This window comes from Rhodohalobacter sp. 614A (assembly GCF_021462415.1).
GTDB lineage: Bacteria > Bacteroidota > Rhodothermia > Balneolales > Balneolaceae > Rhodohalobacter.
The window spans coordinates 541,120-559,244 of the sequence record NZ_JAKEDS010000003.1; the positions used below are offsets into that span (position 1 = coordinate 541,120).

Consider the following 18,125-nt stretch of genomic DNA (forward strand, 5'->3'; position numbering starts at 1 on the left):
TTATTTCTTGCCCAAAAGACGGTACATTGCTTTTTTGTAACCTTCCACACCAGGCTGATTGAACGGGTTTACTCCCAACATGTAAACATACACTGCCGTAAACAATTCATAAAAATAGATAAGTTTTCCGAGCTGTTGTGCATTTAGTTTCTCAATATTGATTTTAAGAACCGGCACGCCTCCTTCGGTGTGTGCCTGAACTGTTCCGTCAAGCGCACTTTTGTTGATTTCGTGGAAAGATTTTCCAGCGAGATATTCTAATTGATCGACGTCTTCCCCATCGGTTGATTCCACGCTGAAATCGGAAATCGGTTTTTGCACAACCAGAACGGTCTCCATTAAATTACGCTGGCCTTCCTGGATAATCTGACCAATGCTGTGAAGATCTGTTGAGTATCCGGCCATTGCGGGAAACATTCCTTTGCCTTCTTTTCCTTCACTTTCCCCCAGCAACTGTTGAATCCACGCTGTGAAGCCAAGAAGTTCTGGTTCAAATGAAGTAATCACATCCATTACATGGCCTTTCTTCAAAAAAGAATATCGAAGTGCGGCGTATTCAAGAACCGTCTCCTGATCTTTTTCGCGATCTTCAAATTCAGAAACCGCACCGTAATAAAGAGTTTGAATATCAATTCCAGCCACTGCAATCGGCAACAGTCCTACGGGAGTCAGAACCGAAAATCGTCCGCCAATGTCATCCGGAATGATATATTTTTGATATCCTTCCTCATCCACAATTTTATTCATCACTCCGCCTTCCTTTCCGGTAGTGGCAATAATACGATCGGCAGCGTCCTCATATGTATTGTGCATCCATGTTCGGATAGCTCGAAATGCAAGAGCGGTTTCCAGGGTTGATCCTGATTTTGAAATCGCATTCAGGTAAACACTTTTAGCCTCGCCATTTTCTTTCGGTTCCTGAATATATTCCATCAATTGCTTCAGGTATTTGCCACTCATATGGTGACCGGCATACAGGATCTCAGGGCCGTTATTTTTGAAATACGGATTCAGCGCTTTGATGATGGCCATCGCGCCCGTGTATGATCCGCCAATTCCACAGACGATAAATATGTCAGCATCTTTACGGATTCTTTCGGCATGGCTCGAAATTTTCTCGAGCTCGGCATCATTCGGCTCTCTCAGGATTCTTCTCCAACCCAACCATTCACTACCGGCTCCGCTCTTATCTTTTACTTTTTGATAGGCTTTTTGGGCTTCAGAAAATGCCTGGTCAAATTCCTCATCCGAGAGAAATGACCGTGCACTTTGAACATCTGTAGTAATCATAATTTTTACCTCAATATTTTTGCAAGAGCAACCAAGTCGTGATTGATCTCTTTAATCTTTCCAAAAGTATCTTTCAATGGAGTTAATTTCACTTCGTTGTTTATAATTCCAACCATCACTTGGCTATGCCCGTCGTGAAATGCCTTCACCGCTTCAAAACCAAGCCGGGTTGCAAGCACACGATCTCTGGCCGTCGGGTTTCCCCCTCTTTGAATGTAGCCCAGAATGGCAACGCGCATTTCATAGTCTTCAAAATCACTTTGCAGGGCCTGGGAAATATTTATAGCTCCGCCGGTTTGATCGCCTTCGGCAATTACAACCAACGTACTTCGCTTATGAACTTTCAAAATTCTATTCAAAGACTCTCTGATATCATCCGTGCTGGTCAGGTATTCGGGTAGCACAATGATTTCCGCACCACTGGCAATTCCTGTCTCAAGTGCTATAAAACCGGCATCTCTGCCCATGACTTCTACAAAGAAAAGTCGTTCATGGGCATCGGCGGTGTCCCGGATTTTGTCGATGGCTTCCATCGCTGTGTTCAGGGCCGTATCATAACCGATCGTTTCGTCTGAGCCAATCAGGTCATTATCAATCGTGGCCGGCACGCCAATCGTTGCAATATTATGTTCTTGCGACAGAAGTGTGGCTCCCCGAAAAGTACCATCACCTCCAATAACGATCAGTGCATCCACTCCACGATCTTTCAGTTGAGCGGCTGCTTTCTCCCTGCCTTCTTTGGTACGGAACTCTTCGGATCGGGCCGACTTTAAAACGGTTCCTCCGCGCTGAATTATTCCGGATACATCTGTATGTTCTACATCTGTAAAATCACCGTTAATAAGTCCTTTATAGCCATGCCGAACGGCAATTACCTCAAATCCATAGTGTGCACCGCCCCTGATAATTGCACGTACAGCAGCGTTCATTCCGGGAGAGTCCCCGCCGCTTGTGAGAGTGGCTATTTTTTTCAAACGTCGCCTTCTTTGTTTTAATTACATTTTTAAGTTGGTAAACTAAACAGCCCTATAACTTTGCGCAAATAATTAATGAGCATAATTTGTATTTTCAACGATTAACTTAAGAAATATAAGATAATAGGATGGCCCAAGAGGTATTGTTACATACCGAAAATGTTCAATCAAAAAAAAGCTCTTTGAAAGAGATCACCGAACCTGTTCGGGATGATTTAAATGTATTCAGAGACTTCTTCAAAGATGAAATAAGCAGCGATGTTTTCCTGCTGGACCAAATCATCCGATACCTGCTGCGCCAGAAAGGAAAAGAAATTCGGCCAACCCTTGTATTTATGACGGCACGCATGTTCGGCTCCGTAGACAAACGAAGCTTCATTGCCGCCACCATGATTGAACTCCTCCACACCGCCACACTTATCCATGACGATGTTGTGGATGAAGCCGATAAACGCCGTGGATTCCTTAGTATCAATAAAATCTGGCGGAACAAAGCCGGGGTTCTTTTGGGTGATTTTCTGCTCTCAAAAGGTCTTTTAATTGCGCTTGATTATAAAGAATATCAACTGCTGCATGTGCTGTCTGATGCGGTGCGGGATATGAGTGAAGGTGAGTTACGCCAGATGAAAACATCCAACCTCTTCAATATGACTGAAGAGCGTTATTTCCAGATTATCTCTGAAAAAACAGCCAGCCTTATTTCGGCCTGTTGCCAGTGCGGCGCCATAGCCACAACTGACGATGAAGACGTAATCCAGGGAATGAAAGAAGTAGGCATGAACATCGGAATTGCCTTCCAGATAAAAGACGACCTGTTTGATTATGGTTTAGCCGATGTTGGAAAACCCACCCGCAACGACATCCAGGAACGAAAAGTAACCCTGCCGCTCATTTATGCTATGGATAATGCACCAAAAATGGAGCAGCTTAATGTTCGGCGTCTCATGAAAAAACGGAAAAAAACGCAGAAAGACGTCGATAGAATTGTGGAGTTTGTCCACGAATATAACGGATTAAAACTGGCCGAATTAAAAATGGTGAGTTATGCAGAAATGGCCCTGGAAAAGTTACAGTCACTTCCTATCCAACAGGGTTTTGATGATTTTAAGGCACTTGTTGAATTTATCATCACAAGAAAAAAGTAACCACTTATGGTTCAGATCTTTCTGTCTGATGTTCACCTTGGAGGATTCTCAGAAGAAAAAAATCAACACCTCGAAAATGAATTAATCAGGCTGGTTGATTACTGCGAATCAAACAACATCCAAATTTATATTCTGGGAGATTTCTTTGATTACTGGATGGAATTTCCAAATTATATTCCTGAAGTAGGCCGATCCATTTTGGAGCGATTTGAGGCATACCATAAGACGATGGGAAGACGCTCCATCTACATCACCGGCAACCACGATAACTGGACAGTATCCCATTTTGAAGAACGTGGATTCCGTGTTGAACATGAAACCGTGGAACTGGAACTGGATCAAAAAAAAATACTTTTATGCCACGGAGATGGACTCTCGGACAAAGAATTTGAACTTCCGCGGCCGCTTCTTCACCGATTTATCCGCAACCCGAAATTCGTTACATTTTACAAAACCGTTTTAACAGGAAAAGCCGGAGTTCGGTTAATGAAAAATTTCTCGGCATTTACCCGGGACGATAACCACATCAATACTGAACGATTGAGCAGATGGTCTGAATTTATGCTGAATTCATTTCCTTATGATGTAGTTATTGCCGGGCATGATCACGTGGCAAGGAAGGAAACATTTGCCGGTGGAACTTATATAAACACCGGGGCATTTCACAGAGATAAAACCGTTTTGAAGTATACCAACGGTACCTTTACACTCGTTACCTGGGGTGATGGCGAAAATAAATTCAAACCTTTTTAAAACAGTACAAATTCAGTTTTGAATGGATAACAACAATGTAGATATGGACCGATACTTCAATGACAAGGAGTATCGTAAACAAATTTCTGAAAACAGAAAAAAAAGGGAGCAACCGGATCGTTCTTTTAAAGGTCTCATCTCAAATAAATATGTGCGCATCGGACTCATTGTATGCGCCGTTATTCTGGTAGCTATCATTGGATACGTGTATTACCTGTTTCAGGGCCTGCCTTCCATCCAGGAACTGGAAAATCCAAAAACGGCGATTGCAACAGAAGTTCGAAGCCGCGACGGTGTAGTTCTGGACAGGTATTTTGTTGAAAACCGAACGCATGTTTCTATCGACAATATTTCGCCAAATGTGATTAATGCCCTGGTAGCTACAGAAGATCACCGCTTTTTTGATCATTGGGGAGTTGATTTCCGAAGTCTGATGAGACTGCCTTACTATTGGCTCCGACAACGGTTTGAAGGTGGTTCTACGATTAGTCAGCAGCTTGCAAGAAATCTCTACAGAAAGATTGGTTTTGAAGTAACGGTTACAAGAAAACTTCGTGAGATGATTACTGCCGTACAGATCGAAAGTAATTACACGAAGCGCGAAATTATTGAAATGTATCTGAATACGGTGGAATTTAGTAACAGTGCTTTCGGAATTGAATCGGCGGCCAGAACACATTACGGCAAACCCGCGTCGGATCTAACGCTTTCAGAATCCGCAAATCTGGTCGGCCAGCTAAAAGCCGTTTATGCCTACAACCCGAGACTTTTCCCTGAACGATCTCAGGCTCGGCGAAATGTCGTTTTAAGCCAGATGCAAAAGAGAGGATTTATCACAACGGAAGTGCTTGAAAATTTGAGAGCAGAACCCATTGCATTGGATTATCATCCTCCATCAAAAGCGGGAAGAGAAAGCCGGTATTTTGGTGAATATGTACGATTAAAAGTTGAAGATTGGGCAGAAGAAAATGGATATGACCTTTATTCAGACGGACTTGTAATTTATACCACCATTGATTCGCGCCTCCAGCAGCATGCCGAAATGGCTGTCCGGGAAAAACTGCAAGAGTTTCAGGGGAAATTCGAAAGCGAATGGACCTCGTATGGCGGGGATTACATGAACAGGCTTTGGGAAGAATATCCTACTTTTTTGAGGAGCTTTGTTCGTGAAACCGATCGTTACAAAAATGCTTTTTCGGAGCTGGAAACCAACCAGGAATCCGTCGTATTCGATCACCTGATGGCTGATTCTGCTTTTGTAGATTCGGTGAAACGAGTTCGAACCAAATTACAGGCCAGTTTTACGGCTATCCGTCCGGATAACGGACACATCCTCGCCTGGGTTGGCGGGGCGGATTTTGGTACTCAGCAATTCGATCATGTTCATCAATCCAAACGGCAGGCAGGTTCTACATTCAAACCCTTTGTATATGCCGTTGCAATTGATAACGGGTATATGCCTTATCATAAATTTTCGAAATATCCGCGCAGCTTCATTCAGCCGAATGGAAGAACCTGGGATCCTAAAGATCCTCATGTTCCCTCAGGCCCTGCAATGGTACCTTTGCGCGAAGCACTTGCGCGAAGCCTCAATAACGTAACGATTCGGTTGCTTCCCGAAATTGCCGGAGCGCCGGAAACAAACCGTACTCAAGATCTTGAACCGGCAGCCCGAATGATTCGGGAAATGGCAAGCAACTTTGGAATTGATATGGGCGATTTTCCTCCTTATCCGTCCATTGCTCTGGGCACGGCAGAAGTTTCTCTTCTCGATATGGTCAGTGCTTACACAACATTCGTGAATAAAGGCGTGCATATCGAACCGATTGCGATTACCCGTATCGAAGACAAAGAAGGAAATGTTCTTGTTGAATACTTCCCGGAAATGAGCCAGGAAGTAATTAGCCCCGAAACGGCCTACATTATGGTTGACATGATGCGCGGAGTCATTCGCGGTGGAGAAGATTATCACGGTACCGGTGTGCGCCTCAGAAATGTGTATAACGTTCAACAAGATGTAGCCGGCAAAACCGGAACTACACAGAATAGTGCGGATAACTGGTTTGTTGCTATGATGCCACACATCGTAATGGGATCGTGGGTTGGTGGTGAAGACCGCAGGATTCGATTCCCTACCGACAATCCTGGAAGTATTGGTCAGGGCGCCAGAACAGCTTTGCCTATTGTTGGACAATTCATCAATAATGTTACAAATGATCCTGAAGCCCCCTGGAGCTATGATGCATTTGAACCACCTGCTGGGTTTACGATGCCGGAGGACCCTGCGAACTCAGATCGACCGCGGGAAAGGGAGCGCATTGGCTGGTAGACTCTCAATCTAACCTCTCCTGTAAATATTTAAAAGTAAACATAGTACCTTTGTCTCTGAGTTATACGACCGATCGGGCATACAATTCAAGGACAAAGGTATTTACTTCAAGAAGTCGTCTGGGCGATTAATCCCTCCTATCCTATTCTTTGATATAACTATTCTTACAGGATTCAGGAGCACTTACGGGGTTACAACGTCCGGGGCTCTCAGCACCAGGTAATGTTACAATGTAATTTGCATTAAATGGACTCGGTTCTGGATAGTCGGTACTGATATAGTGAGCGCCACTTTGCAAAGCGAGATCTCGCCGGCTGGTATCTCCGGATCTTGCCTCGACTGTGGGAATATCCGATCGAGTCCGGATTAAGTATCCCTTTTCAGAAAATTCCTTGATCTCCTCCTCTTCATCAAACACCTCATTCATTTTAATGAACGCTGCCGATGGTTGTCCCGGACGGCTGCTTACAAAGAGCGCACGATTTTCGAGAGTGGATGATTCAGACAGATACAAATCCCTAATACGATTTGTGTTATCCAGTGCGAACAGAATTTTGCCCCTGCTTTGAGCCAGGATGGGCCAACCTTTTTCCAGAATGGCTTTTTCAAGTGTGTCAAAATCCTCTCTTACATCATCGGGTGTAATTACATGATCTTCGGAAAAAACAGACCATATTTCTTCATCAATATCATAAATAACGGATTCGTCAATATGCAAAGCTTCTGTAAAGGATAGGTTTCCGCGAGCCTGTGGAGTGCCGTCTTTCACCTCCAGCATAATCATAATTGGCAAGTGATTCGGATTCTCCGATGACCAATCCCGAATTTCGGTCAGGCAGTTCACAAGTGTTCGGCATGTTCCCCGGTAGTCGATATCCTGCACATGAATGACTTTAAAGCCGGGCTTCATCATGTCCTCATCATCTAAATATTCCTCATCATTGATAAGTTTTGCTCCTGCAGGTTCTGCAAATCGTCCCCCGGATGTATCCGCAAAAATATCAAGCTCGAACTTTCGGATTCCAAGTTCTTCGAGCTGTTCGGTAAGTGGCTTGTGCGAATATTCCAAACCTCTCGCCCACCCTTCATTGAACTCATCCAAAGCTGAAATCAATGCATCGGCCGGTTTGATTTTATAACTGTTGTGAGTGCCCAAAACCTGTATGTGATTTAATCGCAGGCATTGATCTGCATTCTCAGCGGTAATCGAATCGCAATCTACAGTTTGAGTGTCCTTCACCTGATTCTCAGTTTCAGACGGACCACAACTACCAATAAAAAGCAGTAGAATAAATGATAAAAACAGATTTTTCATAGGATTGAGTAATTATTATTGACTTAAAATATTCGTAATAGAAAAGCCCGGCAACCAAAAAATAAAATTGATTACCGGGCTGATGGGATTCATATTGAATTAGTAACCGGGATTTTGAGTGACGAGCCCCTGACTGGAATCGATCACTTCCTGGGGAACCGGGAAAACCCGTTTGTTCACATCTGTATTGGTTTTATCGCGCCAGGAATCTTCCCACATATCAAACCGGACCTGGATGGTTCGCGTCCAGTGCTCGGCATACATTTCAAACATATACTCACGGAAAAGCTCATCAAAAGAGTCCAGTTCACTTGCCATAAGTTGTCGGGCGCCGCGTGCTTCCCGAAGTTCATTAACATCATTCAGTGCAAGCCCCCAGTTACCGAGACGTGCGTTGGCTTCAGCCCGCATCAGGTAGATTTCACCCAATCGCAACCATGGGAGGTTTACGGCTGATTGACCGCCGGGAACTCTGGGATCAACATCCCACTTGAGATTTCGGGCTCCGGCTTCGTGGTTGTTGTCATCGGTAAGGCCAACTTCCCGGGTGTAGTTTAATAGATTTCCACCTCGTGCATTATTTACAAGCGGGAGTATCAACAGGTCGCCGTTTTCATCTCGCTGCCATTCAGAACCACTTCCTTCCTCAAGAATAATACCATATTGCTGGCCCACCTGGATGCCCCGGTTCCAGCGATATTCACTGTCGGGAATGGAGCCGCCATCTGGAATAAATCGGTGGAAAAAGCGTGGATCGTCTCTCCATCCTTCCCACAAGTCATAAAAATCCTGGGTAATTGCACCGCCGTCTGAACCGGTTTTGCTTGGATATTGGATCGATCCCCGACGATCACGCGAAGCATGGAAATACGCCATATTATGCCGGCCTCCGGTTTCCGGTTCCTGGTTGAAAGCAAACAAAAACTCGGGATGGTCTTCATTTTCCAGCCCGAACATGTAGAAATAGTTTTCCCTTTCCAGCTCAAAAGTTCCGGAATTGATTATTTGAGTTGTATAGTCAATCACAGCCTGCATGTCAGCGGCGGGAAAAGTGTGGGTATTTGCATATCGATCCTCATAAATGGCTTTGTTCAGCATCAATCGTGCCTTCAACCCGATGGCTGCACTTCTGTTGAGGCGAGTCTCACCCACCTGATCAATGGTTGGAAGCTGACTTTCCATCTCCTCAATTTCACTTAACAGATATTGCACGGCATCACCGTCGGTATATACGGTTGAAACATTATCGGTACCGATATTTTCAGGTCGGTTATCGAAAGCCACATTCCACATATCCAGCAGCCAAAAGTTGTAAACGGCTTTCAGCATTCTGGCTTCCGCCCAAAGTGCGTCAGAACCATTGTTATCGCGAATGGTTTTCTGGGATAGCGTGGCCCTGCCAATTCCCTGTGTAATATTCTCCCACACATTAATGATGGTAACGTGTTGAGGAGTCCAGTTGTGCTGATGCATTTCGAAGAAACGACCGCCGTCAAACCAATCGGTTCCGCCACGATACGGCACAATTTGTTCAATGGAAGAAACACCTTGAAGGTTGTTCAATTCATTGTGATTTCCCATGATTTCTTCCATCATGGAGTAAGCCGGTGCCAATGTCTTTTCACCTGCCTGCGGATCATTCATTTCGTCTTCGCCAAGAGCTGTATCTTTCACAGAAGTTGTTAAATCTGCACATGAATACAGCAAGATGAAAGCGACCAAAACGGATAGTGCTTTTCCGAATATTTTTGAAAATTTCATGATATAAACTATTTGATTTTAAAGAGTTACGTTAACTGAAAACATGACTGATCTTGCCGTTGGATATCGGGAACTGTCGATTCCATACGACTGTATTCCACCCACGTCCCGCGGCATGTTTACTTCAGGATCAAAGCCTTCATAATCCGTAATCGTGAAGAGATTTTGGCCAGTTACAGACAATTGCAAACCTCTCAGCGGCAGATTCGTTGTGTTTACATCGTAGCTGAGTGTGGCATTGCTGAACCGGAAATAATCACCATCTTGCAAAAATCGAGTGGAAGCGGTGGCAGAGTTGGACGGATCTTCATTGGGTTCGAATCCAGCCCTTGCAATATTTTTGCCGGCATACAGCTGCGGCATGGTGAACAGTGCGTTATGGTCGTTCCAGTAAATCTTGTTACCGGCCACCCCATTGAAATTCAAGCCAAGAGCCCAGTTTTTGAATCCAAAGTTTGCAGTCAGCCCGTATGTAAGATCCGGAAGTGCACTGCCCGCAAACACACGATCCGCATTGGTAATGGCACCATCACCGTTTACATCCCTGAATTGATTCAATCCGTTTTCGTCAAGTCCTTCAAACTCAAGCAGCCAGAATGCTCCGATTGGCAATCCGCTTCTTACAGCCTGAACGGTTTCTCCGGATAGCCCCTGGCCGGTCAAAGAACCTGTTTGGAGAATAGAAACCGGCAAATCTTTTACTTCATTATCCAGGAAAGAGACATTTCCACCGATTTCGAAGAAAGCATTTACACCAAGATTTTTGAGATAGTTGAGTTCCACTTCAAGACCCCGGTTTACAATTTCCATATCGAAATTGCTCCAGTAGGATGTGGTTGCATTAATCGGGTCGACACCGGTGGTTTGTTCAAATAAAATATCTGTGGATACCTTGTTAAATACCTCAACGCTACCGGTTAATGACTGGCTGAAAAATCCAAAATCTAATCCAACATTTGTCTGGTTGCTTACTTCCCATTTGATATCTTCATTCTGAATCCTGACAAACGTGATGCCCGGCGTAATTTGGCCCTGATGTAAGCCGTATCCAGCATTTCCACCTGTACTTACATTAATCAGTTGTTCGGTGATTCCATTGGGAATTTCCTGGTTCCCGGTTCGTCCCCAGCCGATTCTCAACCGGAGATTACTGAGAATACTATTCTCTCCCATGAAATCCTCATCACTGATCTGCCATGCGCCGGAAAATGAAGGGAAGAATCCGTATCGATTTCCTGAACCAAACCTGGATGAGCCATCCGCCCGTAGAGTTGCCGTGACGAAATATCGGTTAATAAAATTGTAGTTGGCTCGTCCAAAGAAAGACTGAAGCTGGTTCTCCTGGTAAAAACCACTCGGCCGGTTTCCGCTGATCGTCAACTCGGTCCCAATGCCTGGATTATGATACGCTTCAATCTCCTCTGTAGAGAAATTGCTGATACTCCACGAACGCCCTTCTTCAATAAACTTTTGCCACGAATAACCGCCTAAAAAACCAAAACTGTGGTTCTGAATATCCACCAGATAATTGACCGTACTTTCCAGCTGATAGGTTGTGTTTTCCCGTTTTGCATCGACTAATCCACCCATGGGATTTGAAATCCGCGGAATGTTATGCCGGGATATTTGTGAGATTGTGGATCCAATGGATCGATCAAGACCAAAATTACCATTTATGAAGAATCCTTCTGCAATTTCAAACTCGGCCGATGCACTTGAAAGTACGCGGGTTACGTCCGAAAAATTGGTCAGCAATTCAGGTGCCCGTAACGGATTAAATCCCTCTTCGGTAATTGGAAACAGTGATCCGTTCTGGAGATACACCGGGTTGGTGGGATTTTGTGTGAGAGCGTTGGTGAGCATATCCCCAATGTTTGTATCCGGCTGGTTGGCAACAGGTGCGTAATCCGTATGTGTTTGATTCGCCAACAAATTGAAACCAAGTTCCAGCCGGTTTTCCAAAAATCGTTGGTTAGCCCTGAGGCGGCCGCCATAGCTTTCGAGATTGCTGGCAATGATAATCCCTTCCTGATTTGAAAAATTAAGTGAAGCGATAAAATCAGAAGTAGCCGAACGATTGCTGTAGGAAAGGGAGTGATTGTTGGATACAGCCGTTCTCGTAATCTCATCAAACCAGTTGGTTCTGGCGCTGTTTACCAGATCACTCTGTCCCACACTATTGTGAAAATCGGCAAATTCGTCAGCGCTTAACATATCTACCCTGTTGGCAACATTTGAAATCGTTACATCACTTTTGTAATTCAGTTGCGACTGACCTTCCGTTCCCCGTTTGGTAGTAATCAAAATCACACCTTCTGAACCGCGGGAACCGTAAATGGCTGTCGCCGATGCGTCTTTCAGCACATCGATCGACTCAATATCATTCGGGTTCAAAAAAGAAAGCGGATTTGTAGCCGAACTCGACCCAAGACCAAATGTATTTGCTGAGTACGTTGTATTTACATTGTTAATGGCCACGCCGTCAATCACATAAAGCGGGCCGCTGCCACTTCGAAGGGTTCCTTGTCCGCGGATGGTAACTTGAACAGGTGCGCCTGGCTGACCGCCCTGACTGGTTACATTTACTCCCGAAACCCGTCCCTGCATCAATTGTTCGGGAGAACCGGAGATTCCAACATTAAAATCTTCCGCATTCAGAGATGCCACCGAAGTTGTTATTTCTGATCTCCTCTGTGTACCATATCCAACCACCACAACCTCATCTCCCAGAATGGACGCTTCCTGTAGTTCTACATGTAGTGTTTGTTGTCCATTGATGGGAACTTCCAGTGTTTGATAACCGATATAGGAAAAAATTAGTGTGTCATTCATTGATGGTACCGAAAGTTCGAACCAGCCATCCGTATTTGTTGCCGTCCCAATATTACCGGTTCCTTTTACAAGAATATTTACTCCGGGTAATTCATCCCCTGTTTCAGAATCAGAAACGGTTCCGTTTACTACCTGGGCGTGCAACACACTCCCCGACAAGAAAAGCAAACCCATCAGAAAGAATGCAGCGTAGAAACTGTAATTTTTAATCATATTATGCCTTTGTTTTTATTTCTGGTGAAAGCAGATATTTCTCTCCGGTGACAGACACCCACAGTTAGATTTGTTTGAGCAGTTACTGTACACACGTTAACCATCTCACGTTTTATAAGATGAAAGAGAGCTTTCTGTAAAATCAGTGACGAGCTATCGTTGACTTTACATTCTCAAAGAAAGGCAAAAAACCAGTTTTGGCGATTATGGAATAGTTAACAATATATTACCACAATATTGATCTGTATCTATCTATTAAAAAAGGGCTTACATAAAATTAAATTTATCTTTTGGTAAGCATTTTTTAACCATTACATAATACAAGACAATGCTTTGTTTACCATAATTTGAAAGGCTGTTTTTTTGACAAACAAGAATAAAAAATTCAATCGAAAGTTAATTTTTTATTTAAGTGATATTCGGTCAAGCCCAGAGTTTTTAACCTTCCCTTTTTGGCCATTCTCTGAAATCCGAAAGTGCTTTATTCAAATCATAGAATTCACATTTTGAAAAACAGCAACACATCTTACCGGGCCCCAAAACAACGCATTTAACTCCACACATTAATCATCCTCAAAAAAAATCTTCCTTCCGAAACGTAACCCCTTGAAAATCCGTTGCTACATAAGAGACTGTTCTGCATTGTAGAACAGAACTACTATATTGCACCAGACCGTTTTGACATTCCAGATGTCTGACGGTAATTTTAGGACCCGTAAAAAAATTGACTATGTTTGAGCAATACATTCCAATTTTTGTCCTCCTTGGAGTTGCTTTTGTACTGGCACTCATGCTCATGTCTCTCTCTCGCCTTTTGGGCCCGTTTCGCCCCAACACCACAAAGTTAAAACCCTATGAAAGCGGCATGGATCCTGTAGGTCAGGCTAAAGACCGCTACTCAATTGCGTTCTACCTGGTGGCCATGGAATTCATTGTTTTCGATCTTGAAGTGGTCTTTATTTATCCCTGGGCCGTTCGATTCATGGAACTCGATGCAGGAACTTTTGTGGCCATGACGATATTTATTGTAATACTGTTTGTCGGTTTGATTTATACGCTGAAGAAAGGAACACTGGACTGGGATGTAAAAAACATTAAATATAAGGCTCTGAAAAAGTAATTATGGGAATTGAAAGCGCACTTGGAAAAGGTTTTTTGACAACTCGCATGGATACGCTTGTCAAATGGGCACGAGCAAATGCGGCCTGGCCAATGCCGATGGGCCTGGCATGTTGTGCCATTGAGATGATGGCTTTCGCCGGACCGCGTTATGACGCCGCCCGGTTTGGATCTGAAGTCATGCGTTTTTCTCCGCGCCAGGCCGATGTAATGATTGTAGCCGGCTGGTGCAGCTATAAAATGTCACACGCTATCCGCCGAATCTGGGACCAAATGCCCGATCCAAAATGGTGTATTGCCATGGGAGCTTGTGCTTCTACAGGCGGAATGCACCGCTGTTATGGTGTAGTGCAGGGCTGTGATAATTTCCTGCCGGTTGATGCGTACATCTCCGGTTGTCCGCCGCGGCCCGATGCCGTTCTTCATGCATTAATGAAAATTCAGGACAAAATTAAAAAAGAACATTCCATAACACTTGACACCTGATCCGAATGAGCCTAAACCTGTCTGAATATCTTCAAAAAACAGTCGATGATTTATCCGGCAATTTCGCTGATAAACTCATCCATGTTTACCAATCTTCCGGTGATACTTTTATCGTTATTCAGGCCGATGCCCTTCTTGAGATCTGCAAATATCTGAAAGAAAATCTGCATTATATCTATTTAAGTGATGTTTTCGGAATTGACCGATATACATCTGAGGAGCGTTTTGAAGTGGTTTATAATCTATTGTCCTTCAAACATCACCAAAGAGTTTTTATAAAAGTACGATGTGAAGAAGAAAATCCTGAAGTCGATTCCGTCTCGAAAATCTGGAAAGCCGCCAACTGGTTTGAACGGGAAGTGTACGACATGTTTGGCGTCTTTTTCAGAAATCATCCCGACCTCAGAAGAATTTATATGCCGGAAGATTTTGAATACTATCCGCTGCGGAAAGAATTTCCTCTTTTGGGAATTCCCGGCTCTATTCCATTGCCAAGTACAACTCCCGATACTGATTAAGAAGGTTTTATGAAATTATCCGACATCACAAGCAAGGTTCAACCGACATTTTTCAAAGAGCATCAGAAGAAGCTCTACCAGAGCCTTGAGGATAAGCATACCACGATCGAGGAAATTGACGAAGGCGATCCCCTCACAACAAAAATGGTGCTGAATATGGGGCCGCAACATCCAGCCACTCACGGAGTTTTGCGGTTGGTTCTTCAGCTTGACGGAGAAACCATCGAAAAAACAAAGATCGATATCGGCTACCTGCACAGGGGTGTCGAAAAAATTGCTGAAAATAAGACGTACCAGGAATTCATGCCTTACACAGACCGCATGGATTACCTCTCCCCTTACAGTAACAACGTTGCACTTTGCTGCGCTGTCGAAAAAATAGCAGATGTTGAAGTCCCCGAACGCGCCCACTATATACGAATGATTGGATGCGAACTGGCACGGATTTCCTCGCATCTCCTATGGTTAGGTACGATGGTGATGGATGCCGGGGCTGTTTCATTTTTCATCTGGACATTCAAGGAGCGGGAAAAGATTTATGATATCATGGACCGAATTGGCGGCCATCGGTTTACGATCTCACACTCCCGAATTGGCGGCGTAGCCAACGATCTTACCGATGAAGCCACAGGTGCCATCAAAGAATTTGTAAAAACGTTTCCCAACGAGCTTAAAGACTGGCACAAACTCCTGGACCGAAACCGGCTTTTTATCGACCGAAACGAAGCCGTAGGAGTTTTGAAAACCGAAGATGCGTTTGACATTGGCGCGACCGGCCCTGTTTTGAGGGCATCGGGTTACGCGATGGACATTCGGAAATTCACACCCTATGCCCGCTATTCTGAAGTAGATTTTGATGTACCAACCCGTCTTGAAGGAGATAATCTCGCACGATATTTCGTAAGAATGGAAGAGATGCACGAAAGCATTCGAATTATTGAACAGTGCCTTGAAAAACTACCGAAAGGCCCCGTTCGAATGGACGATGCCAAGAAATCATATCCTTCAAAAGATGAAGTATACTACTCCATGGAAGGGATGATTCACGATTTTATGATGACCGATACCGGAATTTGTCCGCCAGATGGAGCCGAAAGTTATCATGCTATTGAATCTCCAAAAGGTGAGTTGGGTTATTATATCCAAAGTGATGGAACCGGCCACCCATGGCGACTAAAAATCAATGCGCCGTCTTACACCAATTTACAAGTACTCGAAAATATTTTAGATGGTGAAATGGTGGCAGATACCGTTGTAATTATTGGTGGTGTAGATCCTGTATTAGGAGAAGCTGACAAATAAGAATTATGGCATACGAATTCACAAAAGACGATCTCGAAGCAATTGAGCAACTGAAGACAAAGTTTCCGGAAGTAAAACCGGTTACATTGCCCGCTCTGTGGATTGCTCAAAAACGATTTGGTCATGTGAATCCCGAAGTTCAGAAATTAGTTGCCGATACACTCGATCTTCCTCAAGCTCATGTTCATGGTGTGGCATCTTTTTACACTCAGTACTATAAGGAGGAAAAAGGCAAACATGTTCTGGATGTTTGTACCTGCCTGAGCTGCCAGATTTGCGGGGGGTATGACATTCTTCATTATCTCGAAGAAAAGCTGGATATCAAAGTGGGCGAAACCACTGAGGATGGGATGTTCACCCTCAATGAAGTGGAATGCCTTGGTGCTTGTGGATACGCCCCGATGTTGCAGGTAACCAATGACAAATATGTGAATCACCTGACACCAGAAAAAGTGGATACACTGATAGAAACTTTGAAAAAAGGTGAGAAACCGAAGTACGAACAAATCGGAATGCCCCGGCGAAAAAATATCAAGAAATAGATTATGAGTACACCCGACTGGAGAAATTTCGAGCCTGTTTTGATTCCCGATATCGCCGATCTGGATCAAATAGATGTATACGAAAAACACGGTGGATATAACGCACTTCGTTCCGTTTTTGAAGACAAGGACAAATGGCCTGAGCCCAAAAGTGTAACCAATGAAGTGAAAGCAGCCAATATTCGGGGGCGCGGTGGTGCCGGTTTTAATGCAGGGTTGAAATGGTCGTTCATGCCGCCGTCTGATGGCGGTCCAAGATACCTGGCCTGCAACGGTGATGAATCTGAGCCGGGTACATTTAAAGACCGAAAAATTTTTGAATACAATCCACACCTTTTCATTGAAGGCGCTCTGATCGCGGCTTATGCAATGGACGTGACCACAATTTACGTTTACATTCGCGGCGAATATAAAGCTTACATCGACATGATGGGAAAAGCCATTCAGGATGCGTATGACAAAGGCTATATCGGTGAAAACCTTTTCGGAACGGATCGGAAAATTGATTTTTATGTCTACTCAGGTGCCGGTGCTTATATCTGTGGTGAAGAAACAGCCATGCTTGAGTCACTTGAAGGAAAACGGGGATATCCACGAACAAAGCCTCCCTTCCCGGCCCAAAAAGGGTTATGGGGACGGCCAACAACCATCAACAACATTGAAACGCTGGCACATGTTCCCGGCGTAATAAATAATGGTGCAGATTGGTTTAAAAATATCGGCGCAGAAAATCATCCCGGACCGGTTCTTTACGGAATTTCCGGACATGTGAATCGGCCCGGAGTATATGAGCTTCCATCGGGCGTTCCGGTTTTGGAATTGATACACGAAGTAGCCGGGGGAATCAGAAACGACAAGAAATTAAAAGCGGTCATTCCGGGCGGTTCGTCTACACCGGTTTTGCGAGCCGATCAGCTTGATGGCATCACCATGGACGCAGATTCCTTGCGAACCGTTGGTTCCATGATGGGAACGGCCGGAATGGTTGTGATGGATGAAGATACCGACATGGTGGATGTACTCTGGAGAATCGCCCATTTTTATCACCATGAATCCTGCGGACAATGTACACCCTGCCGGGAAGGAACCGGATGGCTCGAAAAGATTTTGTTGAAAATCAAAAACGGAGAAGGCGAAGTAAAAGATCTGGACTTATTGCTGGATCTCACGACACAAATGGAAGGACGCACAATCTGTGCCCTCGCCGATGCAGCGGCATGGCCGGTACGTCATACCATCAACCGTTTCCGGGATGAATTTGAAGCACGATGTAAAAAGAGCGTTCATGCTTTGGCATGAACGGAATCATGGACAAACCAAAGCTGCATTTATTCATAAGATTAGTATTGTTATTGAAGAAGCTGATGAATCAGAATTCTGGTTAGAATTTATAATCGATGAAAACTTGAAGTCTAAAGAACTCATAGAAGATTTAAAAAATGAAGCATACGAGCTGGCTTCCATTTTCATCAAATCCAGAAAAACAGCACAAAAGAATTTATGATTGACAAATCATCAATCGACAATCAAAAATCAACAATCCGAA

The 18,125-nt window shown here is 44.2% G+C and carries 15 protein-coding genes; 10 read left to right on the forward strand and 5 right to left on the reverse strand.

Going from position 1 to position 18,125, the window contains the following annotated elements; translation table 11 throughout:
* Both L0B18_RS16225 and pfkA read right to left on the reverse strand, forming a co-directional pair.
* Positions 1-1,290, reverse strand: coding sequence for a glucose-6-phosphate isomerase (locus L0B18_RS16225; protein WP_234572852.1), 1,290 nt, complete (start codon positions 1,288-1,290; stop codon positions 1-3).
* A gap of 5 nt (positions 1,291-1,295) precedes the next feature.
* A complete protein-coding gene (pfkA, locus tag L0B18_RS16230) occupies positions 1,296-2,264 on the reverse strand; it encodes a 6-phosphofructokinase (RefSeq protein ID WP_234572853.1) in 969 nt (322 codons plus the stop codon).
* 128 nt (positions 2,265-2,392) lie between these two features.
* Here pfkA and L0B18_RS16235 point away from each other — a divergent pair, with 128 nt between their 5' ends.
* Genes L0B18_RS16235 through L0B18_RS16245 form a run of 3 tightly spaced genes read left to right on the forward strand, consistent with a single transcriptional unit; the run spans position 2,393 to position 6,491 of the window.
* Positions 2,393-3,409: a polyprenyl synthetase family protein gene (locus L0B18_RS16235; RefSeq protein ID WP_234572854.1), complete on the forward strand. Its 1,017-nt coding sequence runs from the start codon at positions 2,393-2,395 to the stop codon at positions 3,407-3,409.
* A gap of 6 nt (positions 3,410-3,415) precedes the next feature.
* Positions 3,416-4,162 carry a UDP-2,3-diacylglucosamine diphosphatase gene (locus L0B18_RS16240; protein ID WP_234572855.1) on the forward strand — a complete coding sequence of 249 codons (747 nt, stop codon included), beginning with the start codon at positions 3,416-3,418 and terminating at the stop codon, positions 4,160-4,162.
* 22 nt (positions 4,163-4,184) lie between these two features.
* Positions 4,185-6,491: a penicillin-binding protein 1A gene (locus tag L0B18_RS16245; RefSeq protein ID WP_234572856.1), complete on the forward strand. Its 2,307-nt coding sequence runs from the start codon at positions 4,185-4,187 to the stop codon at positions 6,489-6,491.
* Between the two features lie 142 nt (positions 6,492-6,633).
* On the opposite strand, the gene L0B18_RS16250 is transcribed toward L0B18_RS16245, so the two are convergent.
* The 3 genes from L0B18_RS16250 to L0B18_RS16260 form a co-directional block, all read right to left on the reverse strand.
* Complete coding sequence (locus L0B18_RS16250; protein ID WP_234572857.1) at positions 6,634-7,806, reverse strand: phosphatidylinositol-specific phospholipase C1-like protein; 1,173 nt, start codon at positions 7,804-7,806, stop codon at positions 6,634-6,636.
* A 99-nt stretch (positions 7,807-7,905) separates the two neighbouring features.
* Positions 7,906-9,567: a RagB/SusD family nutrient uptake outer membrane protein gene (locus L0B18_RS16255; RefSeq protein WP_234572858.1), complete on the reverse strand. Its 1,662-nt coding sequence runs from the start codon at positions 9,565-9,567 to the stop codon at positions 7,906-7,908.
* Positions 9,568-9,585: 18 nt separating this feature from the next.
* A complete protein-coding gene (locus L0B18_RS16260; protein ID WP_234572859.1) occupies positions 9,586-12,612 on the reverse strand; it encodes a SusC/RagA family TonB-linked outer membrane protein in 3,027 nt (1,008 codons plus the stop codon).
* 730 nt (positions 12,613-13,342) lie between these two features.
* Between L0B18_RS16260 and L0B18_RS16265 the strand changes: the two genes are divergently transcribed.
* Genes L0B18_RS16265 through L0B18_RS16295 form a run of 7 tightly spaced genes read left to right on the forward strand, consistent with a single transcriptional unit; the run spans position 13,343 to position 18,083 of the window.
* The gene (locus tag L0B18_RS16265) at positions 13,343-13,732 is read left to right on the forward strand and encodes an NADH-quinone oxidoreductase subunit A (protein WP_234572860.1); all 390 of its coding nucleotides are present in this window, start codon (positions 13,343-13,345) and stop codon (positions 13,730-13,732) included.
* A gap of 2 nt (positions 13,733-13,734) precedes the next feature.
* A complete protein-coding gene (locus tag L0B18_RS16270) occupies positions 13,735-14,217 on the forward strand; it encodes an NADH-quinone oxidoreductase subunit B (protein ID WP_234572861.1) in 483 nt (160 codons plus the stop codon).
* Between the two features lie 5 nt (positions 14,218-14,222).
* Positions 14,223-14,735 carry an NADH-quinone oxidoreductase subunit C gene (locus L0B18_RS16275; RefSeq protein ID WP_234572862.1) on the forward strand — a complete coding sequence of 171 codons (513 nt, stop codon included), beginning with the start codon at positions 14,223-14,225 and terminating at the stop codon, positions 14,733-14,735.
* Between the two features lie 9 nt (positions 14,736-14,744).
* Complete coding sequence (nuoD, locus tag L0B18_RS16280; RefSeq protein WP_234572863.1) at positions 14,745-16,037, forward strand: NADH dehydrogenase (quinone) subunit D; 1,293 nt, start codon at positions 14,745-14,747, stop codon at positions 16,035-16,037.
* A gap of 5 nt (positions 16,038-16,042) precedes the next feature.
* A complete protein-coding gene (locus L0B18_RS16285) occupies positions 16,043-16,579 on the forward strand; it encodes an NADH-quinone oxidoreductase subunit NuoE family protein (protein ID WP_234572864.1) in 537 nt (178 codons plus the stop codon).
* A 3-nt stretch (positions 16,580-16,582) separates the two neighbouring features.
* The gene (nuoF, locus tag L0B18_RS16290) at positions 16,583-17,878 is read left to right on the forward strand and encodes an NADH-quinone oxidoreductase subunit NuoF (RefSeq protein WP_234572865.1); all 1,296 of its coding nucleotides are present in this window, start codon (positions 16,583-16,585) and stop codon (positions 17,876-17,878) included.
* Positions 17,865-18,083, forward strand: coding sequence for a four helix bundle protein (locus tag L0B18_RS16295; RefSeq protein ID WP_234572866.1), 219 nt, complete (start codon positions 17,865-17,867; stop codon positions 18,081-18,083). The genes nuoF and L0B18_RS16295 overlap by 14 nt, the downstream gene beginning before the upstream one ends.
* The last annotated feature ends 42 nt before the right edge of the window (positions 18,084-18,125 follow it).

Coding starts and splice junctions, on each gene's coding strand:
- L0B18_RS16250 (WP_234572857.1), bottom strand. CDS start 7,806: ATGAAAAATCTGTTTTTATCATTTATTCTACTGCTTTTTATTGGTAGT.
- L0B18_RS16295 (WP_234572866.1), top strand. CDS start 17,865: ATGCTTTGGCATGAACGGAATCATGGACAAACCAAAGCTGCATTTATT.
- L0B18_RS16260 (WP_234572859.1), bottom strand. CDS start 12,612: ATGATTAAAAATTACAGTTTCTACGCTGCATTCTTTCTGATGGGTTTG.
- L0B18_RS16270 (WP_234572861.1), top strand. CDS start 13,735: ATGGGAATTGAAAGCGCACTTGGAAAAGGTTTTTTGACAACTCGCATG.
- L0B18_RS16235 (WP_234572854.1), top strand. CDS start 2,393: ATGGCCCAAGAGGTATTGTTACATACCGAAAATGTTCAATCAAAAAAA.
- L0B18_RS16255 (WP_234572858.1), bottom strand. CDS start 9,567: ATGAAATTTTCAAAAATATTCGGAAAAGCACTATCCGTTTTGGTCGCT.
- L0B18_RS16285 (WP_234572864.1), top strand. CDS start 16,043: ATGGCATACGAATTCACAAAAGACGATCTCGAAGCAATTGAGCAACTG.
- L0B18_RS16245 (WP_234572856.1), top strand. CDS start 4,185: ATGGATAACAACAATGTAGATATGGACCGATACTTCAATGACAAGGAG.
- L0B18_RS16265 (WP_234572860.1), top strand. CDS start 13,343: ATGTTTGAGCAATACATTCCAATTTTTGTCCTCCTTGGAGTTGCTTTT.
- L0B18_RS16275 (WP_234572862.1), top strand. CDS start 14,223: ATGAGCCTAAACCTGTCTGAATATCTTCAAAAAACAGTCGATGATTTA.
- L0B18_RS16240 (WP_234572855.1), top strand. CDS start 3,416: ATGGTTCAGATCTTTCTGTCTGATGTTCACCTTGGAGGATTCTCAGAA.
- nuoD (WP_234572863.1), top strand. CDS start 14,745: ATGAAATTATCCGACATCACAAGCAAGGTTCAACCGACATTTTTCAAA.
- L0B18_RS16225 (WP_234572852.1), bottom strand. CDS start 1,290: ATGATTACTACAGATGTTCAAAGTGCACGGTCATTTCTCTCGGATGAG.
- nuoF (WP_234572865.1), top strand. CDS start 16,583: ATGAGTACACCCGACTGGAGAAATTTCGAGCCTGTTTTGATTCCCGAT.